Annotated in this window: 18 protein-coding genes; all 18 read left to right on the forward strand. The window is 63.7% G+C overall.

What is annotated here, in order from left to right:
• The first annotated feature begins 68 nt into the window (after nt 1–68).
• Nucleotides 69–668, forward strand: coding sequence for a head-tail connector protein (locus tag WFP44_RS08855; protein WP_336926154.1), 600 nt, complete (start codon nt 69–71; stop codon nt 666–668).
• The gene (locus WFP44_RS08860) at nt 665–1,000 is read left to right on the forward strand and encodes a phage head completion protein (protein ID WP_336926156.1); all 336 of its coding nucleotides are present in this window, start codon (nt 665–667) and stop codon (nt 998–1,000) included. Before WFP44_RS08855 ends, WFP44_RS08860 begins: the two co-directional genes overlap by 4 nt.
• Nucleotides 1,000–1,500 (forward strand): hypothetical protein, encoded by a 501-nt coding sequence (locus tag WFP44_RS08865; protein ID WP_336926157.1) that lies wholly within the window; start codon nt 1,000–1,002, stop codon nt 1,498–1,500. Before WFP44_RS08860 ends, WFP44_RS08865 begins: the two co-directional genes overlap by 1 nt.
• A 2-nt stretch (nt 1,501–1,502) precedes the next feature.
• Nucleotides 1,503–1,940, forward strand: coding sequence for an HK97-gp10 family putative phage morphogenesis protein (locus tag WFP44_RS08870; protein ID WP_336926158.1), 438 nt, complete (start codon nt 1,503–1,505; stop codon nt 1,938–1,940).
• Nucleotides 1,937–2,368 (forward strand): hypothetical protein, encoded by a 432-nt coding sequence (locus WFP44_RS08875; RefSeq protein ID WP_336926160.1) that lies wholly within the window; start codon nt 1,937–1,939, stop codon nt 2,366–2,368. The genes WFP44_RS08870 and WFP44_RS08875 overlap by 4 nt, the downstream gene beginning before the upstream one ends.
• A gap of 1 nt (nt 2,369) precedes the next feature.
• Nucleotides 2,370–2,804, forward strand: a complete 435-nt coding sequence (locus WFP44_RS08880; protein ID WP_336926162.1) for a phage tail protein — start codon at nt 2,370–2,372, stop codon at nt 2,802–2,804.
• A 2-nt stretch (nt 2,805–2,806) separates the two neighbouring features.
• Nucleotides 2,807–3,289 (forward strand): hypothetical protein, encoded by a 483-nt coding sequence (locus WFP44_RS08885; protein WP_336926164.1) that lies wholly within the window; start codon nt 2,807–2,809, stop codon nt 3,287–3,289.
• A 279-nt stretch (nt 3,290–3,568) separates the two neighbouring features.
• Nucleotides 3,569–6,520 (forward strand): phage tail tape measure protein, encoded by a 2,952-nt coding sequence (locus tag WFP44_RS08890; RefSeq protein WP_336926165.1) that lies wholly within the window; start codon nt 3,569–3,571, stop codon nt 6,518–6,520.
• 3 nt (nt 6,521–6,523) lie between these two features.
• Entirely contained in the window at nt 6,524–7,123 is a 600-nt protein-coding gene (locus WFP44_RS08895) for a hypothetical protein (protein WP_336926167.1), read from the forward strand.
• On the forward strand, nt 7,123–7,740 hold the full coding sequence (locus WFP44_RS08900; RefSeq protein WP_336926168.1) for a hypothetical protein: 618 nt from the start codon (nt 7,123–7,125) through the stop codon (nt 7,738–7,740). The genes WFP44_RS08895 and WFP44_RS08900 overlap by 1 nt, the downstream gene beginning before the upstream one ends.
• Before the next feature lie 3 nt (nt 7,741–7,743).
• Nucleotides 7,744–8,208 (forward strand): DUF6950 family protein, encoded by a 465-nt coding sequence (locus tag WFP44_RS08905; RefSeq protein WP_336926169.1) that lies wholly within the window; start codon nt 7,744–7,746, stop codon nt 8,206–8,208.
• A 10-nt stretch (nt 8,209–8,218) separates the two neighbouring features.
• Nucleotides 8,219–10,219 carry a phage tail protein gene (locus tag WFP44_RS08910; protein ID WP_336926170.1) on the forward strand — a complete coding sequence of 667 codons (2,001 nt, stop codon included), beginning with the start codon at nt 8,219–8,221 and terminating at the stop codon, nt 10,217–10,219.
• 36 nt (nt 10,220–10,255) lie between these two features.
• Nucleotides 10,256–10,666, forward strand: a complete 411-nt coding sequence (locus tag WFP44_RS08915; RefSeq protein ID WP_336926172.1) for a hypothetical protein — start codon at nt 10,256–10,258, stop codon at nt 10,664–10,666.
• Nucleotides 10,663–14,100 carry a hypothetical protein gene (locus tag WFP44_RS08920; protein ID WP_336926173.1) on the forward strand — a complete coding sequence of 1,146 codons (3,438 nt, stop codon included), beginning with the start codon at nt 10,663–10,665 and terminating at the stop codon, nt 14,098–14,100. The genes WFP44_RS08915 and WFP44_RS08920 overlap by 4 nt, the downstream gene beginning before the upstream one ends.
• A gap of 12 nt (nt 14,101–14,112) precedes the next feature.
• The gene (locus tag WFP44_RS08925; protein ID WP_336926174.1) at nt 14,113–14,481 is read left to right on the forward strand and encodes a hypothetical protein; all 369 of its coding nucleotides are present in this window, start codon (nt 14,113–14,115) and stop codon (nt 14,479–14,481) included.
• Nucleotides 14,482–14,527: 46 nt separating this feature from the next.
• Nucleotides 14,528–14,764: a hypothetical protein gene (locus tag WFP44_RS08930; protein WP_336926175.1), complete on the forward strand. Its 237-nt coding sequence runs from the start codon at nt 14,528–14,530 to the stop codon at nt 14,762–14,764.
• Complete coding sequence (locus WFP44_RS08935) at nt 14,761–15,240, forward strand: lysozyme (RefSeq protein WP_336926177.1); 480 nt, start codon at nt 14,761–14,763, stop codon at nt 15,238–15,240. Before WFP44_RS08930 ends, WFP44_RS08935 begins: the two co-directional genes overlap by 4 nt.
• Complete coding sequence (locus WFP44_RS08940) at nt 15,237–15,851, forward strand: hypothetical protein (protein ID WP_336926179.1); 615 nt, start codon at nt 15,237–15,239, stop codon at nt 15,849–15,851. Before WFP44_RS08935 ends, WFP44_RS08940 begins: the two co-directional genes overlap by 4 nt.
• The last annotated feature ends 43 nt before the right edge of the window (nt 15,852–15,894 follow it).

The raw sequence follows: 15,894 nt of genomic DNA on the forward strand, positions 1-15,894 counted from the left end.
ACCGAGGGCCGACGGAAGGGCGGGCGGGTGTCCGCCCTTCTGTCCGGAAGCGAACAGGAGCGGGCTTTGTGGTTCTGATCCAAGCACCTTACCGCACGATCGCGCCGGCGCACGCTCTGCTGACGCTCGCGGAGGTCAAACAGTTCCTGCGCCTCGAACTGGACGAGACCGAGGAGGACGAACTGCTGACCGCACTGATCGGCACGGCCACAGAGTATCTGGACGGTTGGCGCGGCGTGCTGGGGCAGGCGCTGCTGGTGCAGGAATGGGCGATGAAGCTGGCCGATTTTCCGGCCGAGCGCTTCATTCGCCTGCCGCTGGGTCCGCTGATCGAGCTGGTTGGCGTAAGCTGTTTCGATCCTGCTGGGCAGCAGAGTGTGCTGTCCGGCCTGGAAAGCTGGACCGATGATCTGGGGCCGGTGATCGGCCTGGCCGAGGGGCAGAGCTGGCCCGCGACTGCAACCCGTCCGGACGCAGTGACAGTTACTTGGCGCTGCGGGTTTGGCGAAGGCGCCGACGCCGTGCCTGCCGGTATCCGCACTGCCGCAAAGCTTATGATCGGCCAATGGTTTGCCAACCGCGAGGCGGTGAACGTGGGCAATATCGTGACGGAAATGCCGCTGGGCGCTCAGGTGCTGCTGGCACCGCACAGGCGGATGGGCTCGTGACGCCGGCCGGGAAGCGGGACAAGCGGATAACGTTCCACGAAGAACTGGCTGCCGGCGAGAACGCCTATGGCGAGCCAGCTCAACAGCAGGAGATGCCGGGCGTCGGCCGAGCCTGGGCGATGGTAAGCTATGGCCGATCGGACGAGCGGCGCGAGATGGCAATCGAGCGCTCGGAACAGGTCGCGACTTTTACTGTGCCTGCCAATTCAACCACGCGCGCGATCACTGCCAAGCACCTGATCAGGTTTGGCGGCGCGTATTGGGATATCAACGGGATCGCGCCCTGGGAGCGATCAGACATTCAATTCACCGCGATACGGAGGACGGCCTGATGCTGACCGGTTTCATTGACAGTTTCTGGAGCTTCACGAAGCAGGGTTCTCCTGACATCGGGACCGCGCAGCACGCGGTATCCGTTCACCGCCGCGCGAGTTTCAGCAACGGCACTGGCGCCGACCAAGCGAACAATCTCTTCGTCGACAGGCGCACCATCGCCGGTGCGGGCAGCGAGGAAATCGACCTTGCGGGTGTGCTTTCCAACGCCTTGGGCCAGACCCTTACCTTTACCGCTATCAAGGCGATCCGCATCCATTCTGATCCCGATAATGGCGGCAATATCGTCGTAGGCGGCGCCGAATCGAACGCCTTTGTCGGCCCCTTTGGCGATGCGACGGATACGCTCTCGATCGCGCCAGGCGGGTTCTTTGAGGTGGTAAATCCCAGCGCAGCAGGCTGGCCGGTCACTGCCGGAACAGGCGACCGCCTCAAGGTCGCCAACTCCGACGCAGAAGACCCGGCCAGCTACTCGATCGAGATCATCGGCGAGGCCTGATCGTGGAGATTGCGCTCGAAGTGTCTGGGTTCGACAGGATCCCGGACACTCTTGCACGCATATCGGCGGCTTTAGGGTTTGAGACGATGAGCGCGGGTGCCGAGGAAGCGCTTCAGCCGGTGCTTGAGCGGGCGCGCGAGCTTGTCCCTGTCGATACCGGCAATCTGCGCGACGGGATCGTGATCGCAGGTGAGGATTACCGTCAGGCCGGCTCTGGCGCCAAGCGCTACAACCTGCATCCAGCATCCGGAGTGCGGCAAGGCGGGATGATCGTTGGCCCCCTCGAGGTGAACGAGTTCTACGCCTGGTTTGTCGAATTCGGGACGATCAATATGGCGCCGCAGCCCTTCCTGATCCCCGCAGTAGAGAGCGAGAAGGCGCAGGTTTTTGATATCCTCGGGCGGCGTGCCGGCCGGGCAATCATGGCAGCAACGGCATGAAGGCGGAGTTCCTGGCCAAGCTGCGTTCCGACGCCGCGGTGAGCGCGGTCGCCGGTTCGATAGCGGTAGGACAGGGCTTTCGCCCAGCAATTGACTGGGTGGCACGCCGTTCTGACGATGCGAGTGCCTTTCCTGCGGCTACGCTGCAGGTGATCTCGGGCGAAGGCGATTATGATCAGGATGGCCGCACTCGCTTTGAAGAGCCGCGCATCCGCGTCACATCGTTCGGAGCAAGCTACCAGGACGCGCGTGACCTGCACGATGCCCTGCAACTGGTGATCGAGACCCCCGGCGAGGTGAACGGCGTGAGATTTCACCGCGCCAAGCTGGTGCTCGAACGGGATCTTCCGCCCGAGAAGCTGAACGACAGACTGAACATTTACCGGGTCGCGGCGGATTACCGCGTGCCCGCAACACTAGGAGACTGACATGGCAGAAGCTGACGGCGTCCTGAGCGATGGCACCGAACTGTGGCTTACGAATGGCGCGGCGGTACTGACGAAGGTCAAGGGCCTGATGAGCGTCAACCGCCCCAACCTTTCGGTCGCGAAGGTGGAAAACACCGATCATGACAGCGGTGGCACCAAGGGCTATATCCCGGGCCACGGTGACTGGGGCGAGCTGAAGGCCAAGATCAAGTACGAACCGGGTTCGGTCACCGATCAGCTGATCAACGAGCACCTGGCGAGCAAGGAAAAGCGGCCGTTCAAGATCGTGACCGTCTCCGAAGACGGCTCGACCGAGGACAACACCGCCACCATCTTCCTGATGGGCTACGAGCCCGACGAAGCCCCGCTTGGTGGCATTCGCACGGCCACGATCACCGGTCAGCCCGGTCCGATCGCTCAGGCACCGAGTGCCTGATCATGACCAAGGTCGACATGGTCAATGGCCGGGCAAACCGGCTCCAGGGCGAAGCGCAGTTCACCTATGAGGGGCGCGCCTACAAGATATCAATCAACAACCGCGCGCTTTTCGAGGCCGAGAGCGTGCTGGGTGAATCGATGCTCGATTTCGGCAACGCCATTCTCGAGGCGCTGCAGGCTGGCCGTAACCCGATGATGAAGCACGTCTGTGCGATCGTTTACGGTGGCCTGGTAATCAACCATCCCGAGATCACCGAAGACGATGTAATCGATATGGTGATGTCGGGCGACAACAATGTGCGCCGGGCGATCTACGCCGCGATGCAGGGTGTGCAGACCCCGGCCAGCGCACCGGCAGAAGCGGGAAACGCGCCGGCCACCGCCACTCCGAAGGCGAGTGGGACTGGGAAGCGGTCTACGAAAGCTGGTGCAAAGCCGGCTTCGAACCGGCCGGCTTCTGGCGGGAAACGCCGCTCTCGGTAATTCTCGCCCTGCGCGGCGTCGGGCGGCGTCAGACTGACCTTACCGACCTTGTGATCTACAATGCCTGGATGGCTGGCCTTCTGGGCCAGACAGATCCTGCGAGATACCCGCCGCTCGCCTCACTTCTCAGCTCTGCTGCCGACACCAAGGCAACGTCTGATCTGCCCGATGACCTTGTCGTGGCAAGCCGCAACGCAGCCAGTTGGGGCGCTGCCATCAAGGGCATGAACCGGACTTCGCGTCCATCCCCCACCTGATTTCAACCACGCGGAGGCCTGAATGAGCGGATCGATTGCCGCACTTCACGCCTCGCTGCGCTGGGATCTGGCGGATTTCGACCGCGGGACCGCGCATATCGAGGGCGTTTTTGGCCGCCTGCGCGGCTTCATCGTGGGGGTGAGCGAAGCCATTGCCGCCGCTGGCAGGCGCATGACGTTGGGAATCACTGCGCCGCTTGCGGGGATTGCGGCCTATACGGTGAAGGCGGCCAGCGACGCGCAGGAGCTGCAATCGGCCTTCGACTACACGTTCGGTCGAATGGCCGACCGAATGAATGTGTGGGCCGAGGAAACCGGCAATGCGATGGGCCGCGCGACGCAGGAGATGCAGGAGGGCGCGCTGGCCCTGGGCGTGCTGTTCAAGCAGGCGGCACCCACCGAGGAGGCCGCAGCCCGGCTTTCGCAGCAATTTGCCGAGCTCGCCCAGGACGCCAGCAGTTTCTACAACGTGTCGTTCGATGATGCGCTGCTACGGATCCGCTCCGGCCTGACCGGCGAGGCCGAGCCGCTGCGCAAATTCGGTGTCTTCCTGAGCGAAAATGCAGTGAAGGCGAAGGCGCTCGAGCTGGGCCTCATCAGTGCCGGTCAGGAGATCAACGAGCAGGGCAAGATCATGGCCCGCGCAGCGATCATCGCGGAAAGCATGGCCGATGCGACCGGGGACGTCGAACGCACCAGTGATAGCTTTGCCAACCGTGTCCGCGCCCTTCGTTCCGATCTGCAAGAGCTGGCCACCGAAATCGGCGAACGCTTCCTGCCGATCGCGGAGCGCGTGATTGGCTGGCTGCGATCAGCAGTTCAGTGGCTATCCGCCCTTCCTGAAGGTGTGAAGGAAGCCATGATCAACATGGCGCTTTTCGCTGCCGCGGTCGGCCCTGTCCTGATGGTGCTGAACCAGCTCGCCATTTTCGTCCTCCCCCTGTTGCTGGTGAACCTCGGTCCAGTGGCGGCCGCAGTCAGCTTCCTGCTCAATCCGCTCGGCACACTGATCGTGATCGGAGGCAAGCTGGCTGGCGAATTCGGTTTGTTGGGCGCGGTACTGAGCCGGCTTGGGCCTTTGATCATGCGTGCGTTTGGCCCGATTGGCTGGGCGATCGGGCTGGCAATCACTTTCCGCGAGGAGATTGGTAACGCTTTCCGCATCATCGGGCAGTTGGCGGAGCAGTATCTTGGCCCGAAGCTGGATCAGCTCTGGGCGGCTTTCGACCGCCTTGGCGCTGCATTCCGGCAGCTGGCAGACGGACCGCTCGGCCAACTTATCTTGGCCTTCGGCGATGTCCTTGGCCCGGTCATCGAGCGACTGATCACATTGTTCGGTGCCGGGATGGTGGCCATTGTCGGCGCGGTGATCGACGCGGTTACAGCGATCGTGCGGCTGTTTGGCGATTTGACGCAGGCGTGGAATGACACGTTTTCCGCGATCGACGCAATCCTGCGCGGCGACTGGCCCACTGCCTGGGAGCATGCCAAAAATGCCGCCGGCAACGCCATTAGGAGCATTGCCGAATGGCTGTCCGGTCTTTTCCCGCCGCTGAACCTTTTGCTGAGGCTGCTGGGCAAGCTGCGCGGTGATGAGGAACAGCCGAGCGCGGTAATCCGCACGGGTGGGAGCAATTTCACCCATCTCAGGGAAATGCTCGATACGATCGCCGGCCTCGGCGATCCCGAAGGCAATTATGCGGTAGCGGAGGAGCCCAAGGCCAGCAGAGGTCGTGGATCGCGCGGCCGGACGGGGCCAAGTGCGCAGGAGCTCGCCGAGCGCAGAGCGGAAATCGCGCTCGAGCAGCAGATTGCAGTCGCCCGCGAAAGGGGCGATCTCGACGCCCTGCGTGCGCTTGAACGTCAGCGCGATCTGCGCGACAGGATCACCCAATACCAGCGTGCCGGCCTCTCTCTTGCACTGGCGCAGACTGCGGCCGAGCGCGATATGAGCGAGCTCGACGCTGCCCGCGAGGACGCGCGGATGCGTGAACTGGCCGATATGCGTTTCGCCACCGAGCGCGAAGTCGCTCGCCTCAACAATGACCAGATCCATCTGCGATACCTCGATCAGGAAGAGGATCTGCAACGCCGCATTATTGACCTTCAGCAGACCGGTTTCGATTTGGCCACGGCCGAACGGATTGCACTTGAACAGGTGCGCGCGATCGAGGAAGCGCGGGCTGGCCTGGTCACACGCCGACTGGCCGATCAACGTGCCGCGCACGAGATCGAGCTTGCTCGGCTGCGTGGAGAGGACACCTTCCAGCTCGAGGAAGCCGCGCGGATCCGCGCACGGATCGATGATCTCGAACGCGAGGGCGGAATGACGCGTGCGGAAGCCGAGGCCGCGGCGATGCGCGAGGCGGCTGAACGCTCGGAAGCCGCCATGATTGGCACTTTCCGCGATGCGTTCCGTGGTGGCCTCCAAGCGGCGATGGATGGAAATCTCGGCCGGTTTTTCGAGAACTGGCTGCGCGAGCACAGCTTCAACGCCTTGAGCCGCGTTCTCGAGCGTCTGGCCGACCAGCTGGCAGGGCTGATTTCGGGCCAGGGCGGAAGCGGGGGCGGACTGCTGGGCGCGTTGGGCAGCATTTTTGGCGCCACCAACACCGGCAATGGCTTCGGCGGAGGTGCGGCAGCCTGGGCAAGCGCAAGTACACCCCCCGGCTTTGCTACGGGCGGATCGTTCCGCCTGCGCGGCTTCCCCGGAATCGACCAGAATTTGCTTTCGCTGAACGGCAATCCGATTGCGCGCGTCAGCGACGGCGAAATCGTCGATATCCGCCAAGGTGCGCAAGGTGGCAGCGGCGGTGTTGTCCGAGTGGTGCTGGAAGATACGACCGGCCTCTTCCGAACCGCCGTGCGTGCCGAAGCCGGGCAGATCGTGGCGGAAACCGCACCAGCCATCATCGAGGCGGGGGCCGAGGCGGGCCTCGCAAAGGTGCGCGAGATCAACAGTGCGAGCTATTGACCCGTGGCGCTGACAGATCTGCCCGATCGCCCCTGGCCGGTGGCGCGCGAGATTGAATGGGAGCTGGTCGATTTCGGCGGCACGCTGGAAAGCGAGCTGGGTGGATGCGACCAGCGCGTGAACCGCCTGGGCAATCGCTGGCAGGTCACCGTTCCGCTGCCGGCAATGGACATGACGGCCGCCCGCGAGTGGTCTGCCTTGCTGGTGCGCGGACTGCGCACCGGTGTGCGCTGGAAGATCATACAGCCGGGCACGCCGACCGGTTCGCCCGGCAATGTGCTGGTAGCAGGCGCAGGACAGGCCGGTTTCGTGCTGAATGTCGATGGCGGGACGCCCGGCTATCCGGCGCGGCGCGGGCAGTTCTTCTCGATCCTGACGGGTGGACGCCGCTTCGTGCACCAGATTGCGGATCCGCAACGCATTGCAGGTGATGGCACGGCTGCACTGCCCGTCGAGCCCGCCATGCGCGTAGTGCCGGCAGACAATGCCGTGGTGGAACTGGGCCGCCCCTATCTGGAAGGTCTGATCCGCACGCCGCGCTGGAAACTTGACGCGGACCAGCTGGCGCGGGGGATTTCGCTCACCATCAGGGAGGCGCGCTGATGGCTGCCACCGACATTGCGATTACGCTGGCAACCTTCATCCGGTTCGAAGCGCCGGGCGGCGACGTGCTGCTGGCCGATGGCGGCGTGGTGAAGTTTGGCGGCGATACCTTTGATTCCTGGCATGCCGTGTTCGGTGCGATCCAGAAAATCGATGTCATCCGCTCGACAATCGGTGACATGGCCGAGCGCGGGAAGCTGGTACTGGCCCCCAATCCGGAAGCCTCGGTGTCCAGCTGGTACAATTTCGGCATCCGCAATGCGCGGGTCCGCGTCTGGATGGGTGAGCTGGAGGCCGATGGCGTTACCTGCACCGACGCCAAACGGCTTGCAGACTGGCAGGTTGATGAGATCACGCGCGTGCAGATGATGGGACAGGATCTGCTGCAGATCGACATGATCGGCCGGGGCGAGAAGCTGTTCCTGACCAATGAAGGCAATGTCTGCTCCGACCGCTTTCACCAGTCCCTGTTCCCCGGTGAACGCGGATTTGAGAACTGCACCGACGAGCAGGGATATTTCGCCTGGGGCGCCGAAAGCCCGCAACGCGCCAACCCGGTGCGCGGGGGAAGCACTCCCACGCCTACGCGCGGGCGCGGTCGAGTGGCAGGGATCTGAACCATGACCCACCACCGCCGGCCAGATCCGCGCGGCACACCGCGCCCCGGAACACTGGCCGAAAGGGCGCGCCGCACCGAGGACGTAATCGAACGCCACCGCACCAAGCCCTTCAGCTGGATGGGCGCGAACTGCATACGCCTGGCGCGGGCGCAGGCGGTGGCGCTGGGACACAAGCTGCCCCCGGTGCCGCCGTTTCGATCCGCGCTCAGTGCGCGGCGCGCGCTGGCCACACGCGGTGCGAAATCAGTGGGCGAATTGCTGGATAAGTATTTTCCACGCCTTCCGGCGCCGGCATTCGCGATTGCAGGTGACCTGGTGACTTTGCCCGGCGAAGATGGTGAACTGGAAGCGGTCATGATCGCGGATGGGCTGGGCAATCTGTACGGATGGCACGGCGCCGGGAATGACCGGATCGTCACGGTGAAGCTGGCCATGGGCGGCGCAATCGCCGCCTGGCGGCTGTAAGGCCTGGACGATGGCCAAGGCTCTGCGCGTAATCGGAGTGGTGGCAAGCGTTGCGGCCATGATCCCCGGTCCGCACCAGCCTTTTGCGGCCGGGCTGGCGGTGGCTGCCAATATCGGATCGCAGCTGGCCGCCAAGCCGCCGCGCGCGCAAGGCCAGGTGCAGGGTTACATGGTGGGTGCGAACCAGCCCCTGCCGTATCTGATCGGCGAGGCCTATACCGAAGGCGTTGAGCTTTACCGTGACGGTTTTGGCGGCAAGGTCGACAAGGTCCAGAACCCGTACGCCTTTATCCCGCGCGTGCTGAGCTGCTGCGGGCCGATCCAGTCGATGGGCGCAACGCTGGTCGATCACCAGGCAATCGGACTGACCGGCAGCGTCGGCAGCGTCCAGGAAGCCACCGGCTATTACGACAATTTCCTCTACATCGATCAGCAGCTGGGCGCACGGCCGGAAGCGGACGCGCTGACCACGCCCTGGGGCATGGCGCCGGGTTGGAGCAGCGCGCACAAGCTCTCCTCTCTCGCCGCAGTGGGCTGGAGCATGTTGTGGGACAAGAAGGCCGAACGCTTTGCCGGTGGCCAGATCCCGCCGCTGGGCAAGGTGCCGCAGGGCGTCAAGATCTACGACCCTCGGCTTGATTCAACCTATCCGGGCGGATCTGGTCCCTGCCGTCTCGGCGATGAAAGCACCTATATCTACTACCGGTGCCCGGCGCTGCATTCGGGCATGTATGCCTATGGCCGGTATGTAGCGGGCAAGAAGGTGTTCGGCGGCGGCATGGGCGCGGCCGGCGTCAACTGGCCCGAGGTGGTCGCCTGGGCCAATGTCTGCGACGTCAATGGCTGGACCGCCAACGGCACGATCTATGAACCCGCGGACAAGTGGAACAACCTGAAGCGCATTGCCGAGTGCGGCGCGGGCCGCCCGGTTTTGCGCGGCGGGGTGGTGGGCTTTGCCTTTCAGGCACCGCGCACCAGCCTTTACACGATCACCAAGGATGACCTCGCCAGCGGCGCGGTGACCGCGCGCGGCGGCAAGGGCTTCCGCGAGAGGCACAACACGCTGATAGCCCGGTTCCGCAGCCCGGCGCACCAATGGGGATATGTCCAGGCCACGGCGGTCAGCGAAGCGGCATTCCTGGCTGAAGACGGTGAGGAGAAGGTCGACGAGCGGCAATTCGACCTGGTCACCAATGTCGATCAGGCAACCGAGCTCATCACCTATGACCTGTGGCAGCGTCGCGCCGCAGGCCCGATCACGCTGACCTGCAAGCCTCATATGAAGGTGTTTGAGGCGGGCGACTGCCTGACGCTATCGGCCGAGATCGGCGCGCATCCCGCCGGCGCGATCAAGGTTATCCTGATCGATACCGCCAAGGATCCGCGTGACGGGACGGTGCAGCTGATCTTTGAAGAGGAAAGTGACGCCAAGCACGCCGCGGCGCTCGGCGCGACGGGCGCGGCCGCTGCGGCGGCGGTGCTGCCCGGCAGCGCAGAGATGGACGCAGCCTGGTTCACCAATGCGTTCGAGGATTTCCTTGACGCGCACGATCGCGCCAGTGCGGGCCTCGAGCTCGACGGCACGGTAAAGCCGGACAGGGTGATCAATTCGTCGGTGCTGGAAGGCGCGGTTTATGCGCAGGATGCCGAATATTCGCCCGGCAGCACCGCGATCAACAACACGTCGAGCGGGCCTTACAACACCTGGATCACGGTCGCATCCAAGGACTTTACCAGCACCGGCCGTGAGGTGCTGGTGAATATGGGTGCGCGCGTTGAGGTGACCGACAATTGCAAGCTGCAATACCGCCTGCTGTGCGACGCGGCGCAGGTCGAGGATGCGCTGGGCCCACTTTCGGTCAATGTCGGCGATCAACAGCCGCTAAGCTACCTTTGGGCGCACACGCCTATCGCGGGGTCGCATACCTACGAGTTGCAGGTGCAGTGCAACAATAACGGCATTGTGGTGCACAACCCGGTGCTGGCCCCCAGCGAAAACCGCAACATCTGACCTGCGCTGCGCGGGTCAATCCGGAGAAGTCGATACATGCAGACGCAATGGGGGCCATGGCTGGCCGCGGAGAGGCGCGCCCAGCGCGGCGGCGAAATATGGCCTGATGCAATCGTGCGCGGCCTGCCGTTCGCGATGGTGCTGCCCATCCCGATCGATGTGTCGGGGGATGCGTTTGTCGCCAGTCTGCGTATCGCACCCGGCGCAGTCGGCGATTCCCTGGCAGATTTCGCCTGCACGCCGGGCTCCTACGAGGACGGGTTCACCCTCGTGACCTTCACCTTGACTGCAGAGCAGACTGCCCTTGCGGGGGCGGCGGATGCCGATGGTGATGGCTTGGCCGAAGTGGTGATGGACGCGCTCTACACGCCCGCAGGCGGCCTGCAGATGCGCGCCTTTGGCCTTGTAATTCCCATCTCTGACCCGGTGACGGAGCCTGCCCCATGAGCGCGACGATGACCATTAGCCTCAACCGGCAGCCCGTCACCGTACCAATGCCGGGTGCAATGGCTGCCCAGGTGGCGCAGGCTTCCTCGATCCGCGCCCAGGCATGGGCGGTAGGCACCGAACCGGGCGGGCCGGGGACGTTGAGCGCACGGGAATGGAGCGAGGAGGCGCAGATTGCGGCGTCCGCTGCGGACGCATCCGTTGCCGCCGTGGCGGCGGCGGCGGCGGGCCTCAACAAGCTGTCCGACATCATTACCTGGCACGATGGCCTTCCGCGTCATCAAGTCGCGTGGCAGACCGATATTGGCCGCGCCACCATGCTGCCCAACGGCAACTGGTCTTTCGTTTCCGCCGTGACCGAGGAGCGCTGGATTTACGCGAACGGCCAGAAGGTCGCGCCGATCATTCAGGTGGCGGGCGAGTTCAAGTCCGCGCCGTTCCACGACACAATCCCCAGCAGCGGCCAGCCCGGTTTCGTCACCAACAGTAACACGGGCGGCACCGCGCTGACGCAATACGCCACGCAGCACAGTTCGCCGGATCGCTTTGGTGGCACGGGTGGCTGCCTGCGACTGGTGCAGGCGACCACGACGCAAAGCGCTGCGCAGCGCCGCTTTAACGATCAGACCGTGGACGCGGTGGCTGAGGACATCGTGCGTGTGGTGGCGCATGTTTCGTTTAACGCCAACCCCACCGGCACGGGCAGCTACCTGCTGGGCGTGCGGGCGATTTCCGGCAGCGCGCCGGGCGGGACAATGACTTTCGGTTTTAACACCTCGGGTGAGTTCATTTCGACCACGCCCGCTAGCCAAGTCCTGCGGGGCGGATACGAGCCGCTCGAAGTGCGTGATGGCAAGCAGTGGTGGCTGATCTGGGCGGACATGCGCTGCACCGCTACCGGCACAATCGCAGGTTATCTGCGGGAGCCGCAAACGCCTGTTGGCGCGGACATCGCGGTGCAGGATTTCTACATCACCAAGAACCCGCTGGGCCGCGCTTCGGGCGTGCCGGTGTGCCGTGCCAACGCGAATTACGCGGCGGACAGGCTGGGCCTTGGGAGTGCATCGCAGTTTCTCGAAGTGCATTTCTGGGAGAATGGCCGGGGCGTGAGCCGTGCTGCGGGCCATCAGGTGAGTCTGCCTGCCGTGCAGTTGGACGGAAACCGCTATTCGGTGGCGGGCAGCGTGTTCAACACCGAAAGCCGCATTGATGTTTACGCGGCCAAGACCGCAGCCAATCACAATTTCCTGCTTCCGCACCGCTATCCCGAACGCGACTTCAAGGGGTTGGGCGGCGCGACCTATCAGAACCTCACCTTCCGCGCGCTTGGCCATTGGGATCACAAGCTGCGCATCGAAACTGGCAGCAGCAATCTCGACATTCGCGGCCTGTCGGATACCGATTATCTGCGCCTGCCGTGGATCGGGCTGAACACCTCGAAATCGTTCACCCAGAACTTCCACTTCAATGGGGTGATGTTCAGCGCAGGCAGCGCGGCGACTTCGCAGTTCGGCCAGAACGAAATTCCGCAGAACCAGCAGGGGCAGATCGCCTATGGCGGCGCCTTCACCAGCGATATCATGGGCATGGCCTCGCACCCTTACGAGTATTCGCGCCTGCGAAACAAGGTGCCCTATGGAGAGGGATTGAAAAACAACGCGGCGACGTATGTCGGCAATTTCCCGCGCGACACGAATAGCAACAGCCAGTTGTTTCAGGTGAACAATATGTTTACCTTCGGGGTGGCCAAGCCGCTCGGCCTCAGCAACTGCGTGGCCAATATCGGCGGGCTGGTGCAGGCCAATATCAGCGGCGACTTCATGGGGTGGGGCAGCGGCCTTTCCGGTGAAATCCGTGACTGGCTGGCGATCCGTGACAATGTGATCCGCGCCGACTTCTACCAGTCCGCGCCCGATATGCCGCTCTGGCTCGATTACGGGGCTGGCTGGGTGTCGGTGGAAACGGCTGCTGCATCCGCTGGTATGACGGTAGCAAACTTTGTCCGCACGCTTCCGGTGCACCATCGGTGGGAGCGCTACGGCCAGTTGAGCCGCCCCTATGACGCGAATAATCCGCGCACGCTGGCCGATCTGCAATACGACCCCAAGCCCGACGAATGGACGGCGGTGATCGAATGGCAGATCAAGGGCGCTACCTTCAACAGCGCCGACAAGCCGGGGTATCAGTGCCACCGCACATATCGCCGCCTGCCTGATCCTGCGGCACCGCTCGGCTATGTGCTCACCGCCAGCGTGCCGTATGACAGCGCGTGGATTTCCACGGGTTACAAGCAAGCTGCACCCGATAATCCGCACCTGCTGTGGGTGCGCGGGAATGGCCGCTATCGCAGTTCGGACGGGGCATGGACGCCGATTGACGGGGCCAGCGAAGGCCCGGCCTACCCCAATACCTTCACCCACGGCGACCTCAGCCAAATCAATGTCAGCTCCACCACGCTGAATATCACCGTGCGGCGCGGGCTGGCGAATGTGAGGGCGCAGGGGTTCTTCGGCCAAGGGCCGCAGAACGACCCGACGCGTGTTCGCAATGTCACCATCGAGAATTACTTCCTCGCCAACCAGACGCAGAACGCGGTGCGTTACGACAATATGAGCGGCGGCACGATCACGCTGCGGAACTTCGTGCTGGCCAAGAGCATTGAAGAGGACAAGCCAGACTCCGGGGCCAATCGCCCGTGGCTGTTGCAAAGCCAGAACGCGCCATCTTATGTGCTGGATAATGCAGTTTTGACGGCCATGGTGCAGGCCGATGGCGCCATTCTGTCCCCTGTGGTGCAGGATGGCAGCCCGCCCAATCCGATCCCGCCCAGCGCCTATCGCCGGGTGCTGGCATCGCAATACGATGAAACCACGAAAACGTGGTCCACTGTCACCCCCACTGTTGTTAATGGCAGCGTGACCGAGCCTACCTGGGCGCAATTGCTGGGACGCAACAGCCCGATCTACGATCCGCGTTCGGGCTGGATCAATCAGGAAAACGAAGTGGAAGCGATGGCCCGCTGGGTCTTTCCGCCCAATGCCGTGCGCTATCTGGGCTGGAACCCAAATCAGGCCATCGACAACACGCTGCGCAGCCGGATCACCTACATCACCACCTACAACTTCATCACGGAGGTGCTGCAAGCGCTGCCCATCGGGCACGGCACCATCGCCAACAATCAGGCGGCGGGCACCGAAGTGCCGATCTACGAGGACTTTGATGACGGCAAGCAGAAGATCGTGCGCCTGCCCGGTTTCACCATCGACCCGATGTGGAGCGGATACGGGATCGACACGCCTTTCACGATCACGCCGGACGGCAAGTTTGTGCAGCGCTGGGCCTCGCTGTCCTCGCTCAACAAGGTGCTGCCCTTCCTGACCCGCTCGCCCGATGGCCAGTTTGGCCCGGTCGTCACCATCGATGTAACCGCTTGAGGAGCCGCCGCCATGCACGACATTAACGAAGTCCACCCTGTTTCCGCTGTCGGCCTTTCGGTGTGCGACAATTTCGCCGCCGCCATCATGGTGCAGGTGGATATCGCCACGGGTGAGCCGGTCGATCTGTTCGAGATTGACGCCGATGATCTGGTGATCGCCCGCGTGGTGGAATTGACCTTCACGCGCGAAGGCCCAAGCGGCGAGTTTGCCGAAGTGGCCGATCCCGAAACCGGCGATACGGTGACGCAGGAATTGCTGGGCGACGTAACCGAAACCGCCATGGGTCTGCCTGCCGGGGAATACCGCGTGGTGGGTGCCAACGGCCATGTGGTCGATATCACCGTGCCCCCGTTTGAGGGCGCGGGCGTCGTAATCTGACCTGATTAATAGCTGGTCTTTCCAGGCCAAACCGGAGCACCTTTCCATGTTCGACAATCACAATGCCCTCGCCGAGCGCGGCGGGGAGATCGCTGCTGCCGGCTTCAAGGCTGCGCCTGCTGTCGCGGTGACTACGGCGGCCAGTGCCGGGATGACGCTGGAGGAGTGGGTCTTCACGGTGACGCTGATCTACCTCGTGCTGCAGATCCTTCATCTGGGATGGAAGTGGGCGCGTGACCTCAAGCGCGATCGCGCAGAGCGCCTGAAGGAAGGCGCACAGTGAGCGGTGTCGTTTCAGGCCGCGCCGCGGGCCTTGTCGGTTCCGTCCTTGCCGCGTTGGCGCTGGCGGTCGCTACCATCGCGCCATGGGAGGGTAAGCGCAACGAACCGTATCGTGACCCGATCGGGATCCTGACCGTCTGCTATGGGGAAACCCGCGTGCCCATGCGTCGCTATACCGACGCCGAATGCACGGCCATGCTGGAGAGCGGCGCGGCAGGCTTCATGGAGGGTGTGCGCCGGCGTAATCCGGGGATCGTCGAATACCCGCACCAGTGGGCCGCGCACACCAGCCTTGCCTATAATATCGGGCAGTCCGCCTATGACAGGTCGAGCGTCGCCCGCCTGTTTGCTGAAGGCCGCCAGGTGGAGGCCTGCCGGTTCATGAACCGCTTCGTCTACGCCGGCGGCAAGAAGCTGCGCGGTCTAGAACGGCGCCGTGCGGCCGAGGTCGAGCTTTGCCTGAAGGATGCCCGATGAATCTGCCGTTCAATCCGTTCGGTGCGATCGCCGCGAAGATCTACAGCGCGCTGCTGATCGCAGCCGCAGCAGCTGCCTTGGTGCAAACCCTGCGCATCGAAGGCGTATGGTGTCGCGAGGTAGCCGAAGGCGAGCGATCGCGCTGCCTGATTACAGGATTTGTTCAGGACGTGGCCGACCGCGATGTCACGATCGCGCAGCGCACGGCCGAGCGGGACGCCGAGATCACGCAGCACCTTCTGACCAAGCAGGCTTACACCGGAGCGCAGGCGGAAGCTGCGCGCCTCGAGAGCGAACGACTGGAGCGAGTCCAGAACCGTCAGCAGGAGATCACCAATGCCACGATCGACGATTACCGCCGCCGCCTTGCTGCCGCTCGCGCTGATGCTGAACGGTTGCGCCAGCGCGCCTCAACCGGAACCGGTTCTTCAGGTGCGGCCGCAGGAATCGATCTGCCCGGCCTACCCGTTGCCTCCGGACGAGCTGATGCGTCGGCCAGCGATCGTGGATTTCCTCTCGCCGAGCGGCTGACAGCGACTGAGCAGGCGATCCAGCTGGACGAGCTGATCAGCTGGATCGAGGCGCAGGCCCGCGTCGATCCCAACGAGTAGGACGTTGTTCCCAGGGCCGGGAAAGACCTTGTCCAGAATGGGG

The organism is Alteraurantiacibacter palmitatis, assembly GCF_037154115.1.
Lineage (GTDB): Bacteria > Pseudomonadota > Alphaproteobacteria > Sphingomonadales > Sphingomonadaceae > Alteraurantiacibacter > Alteraurantiacibacter palmitatis.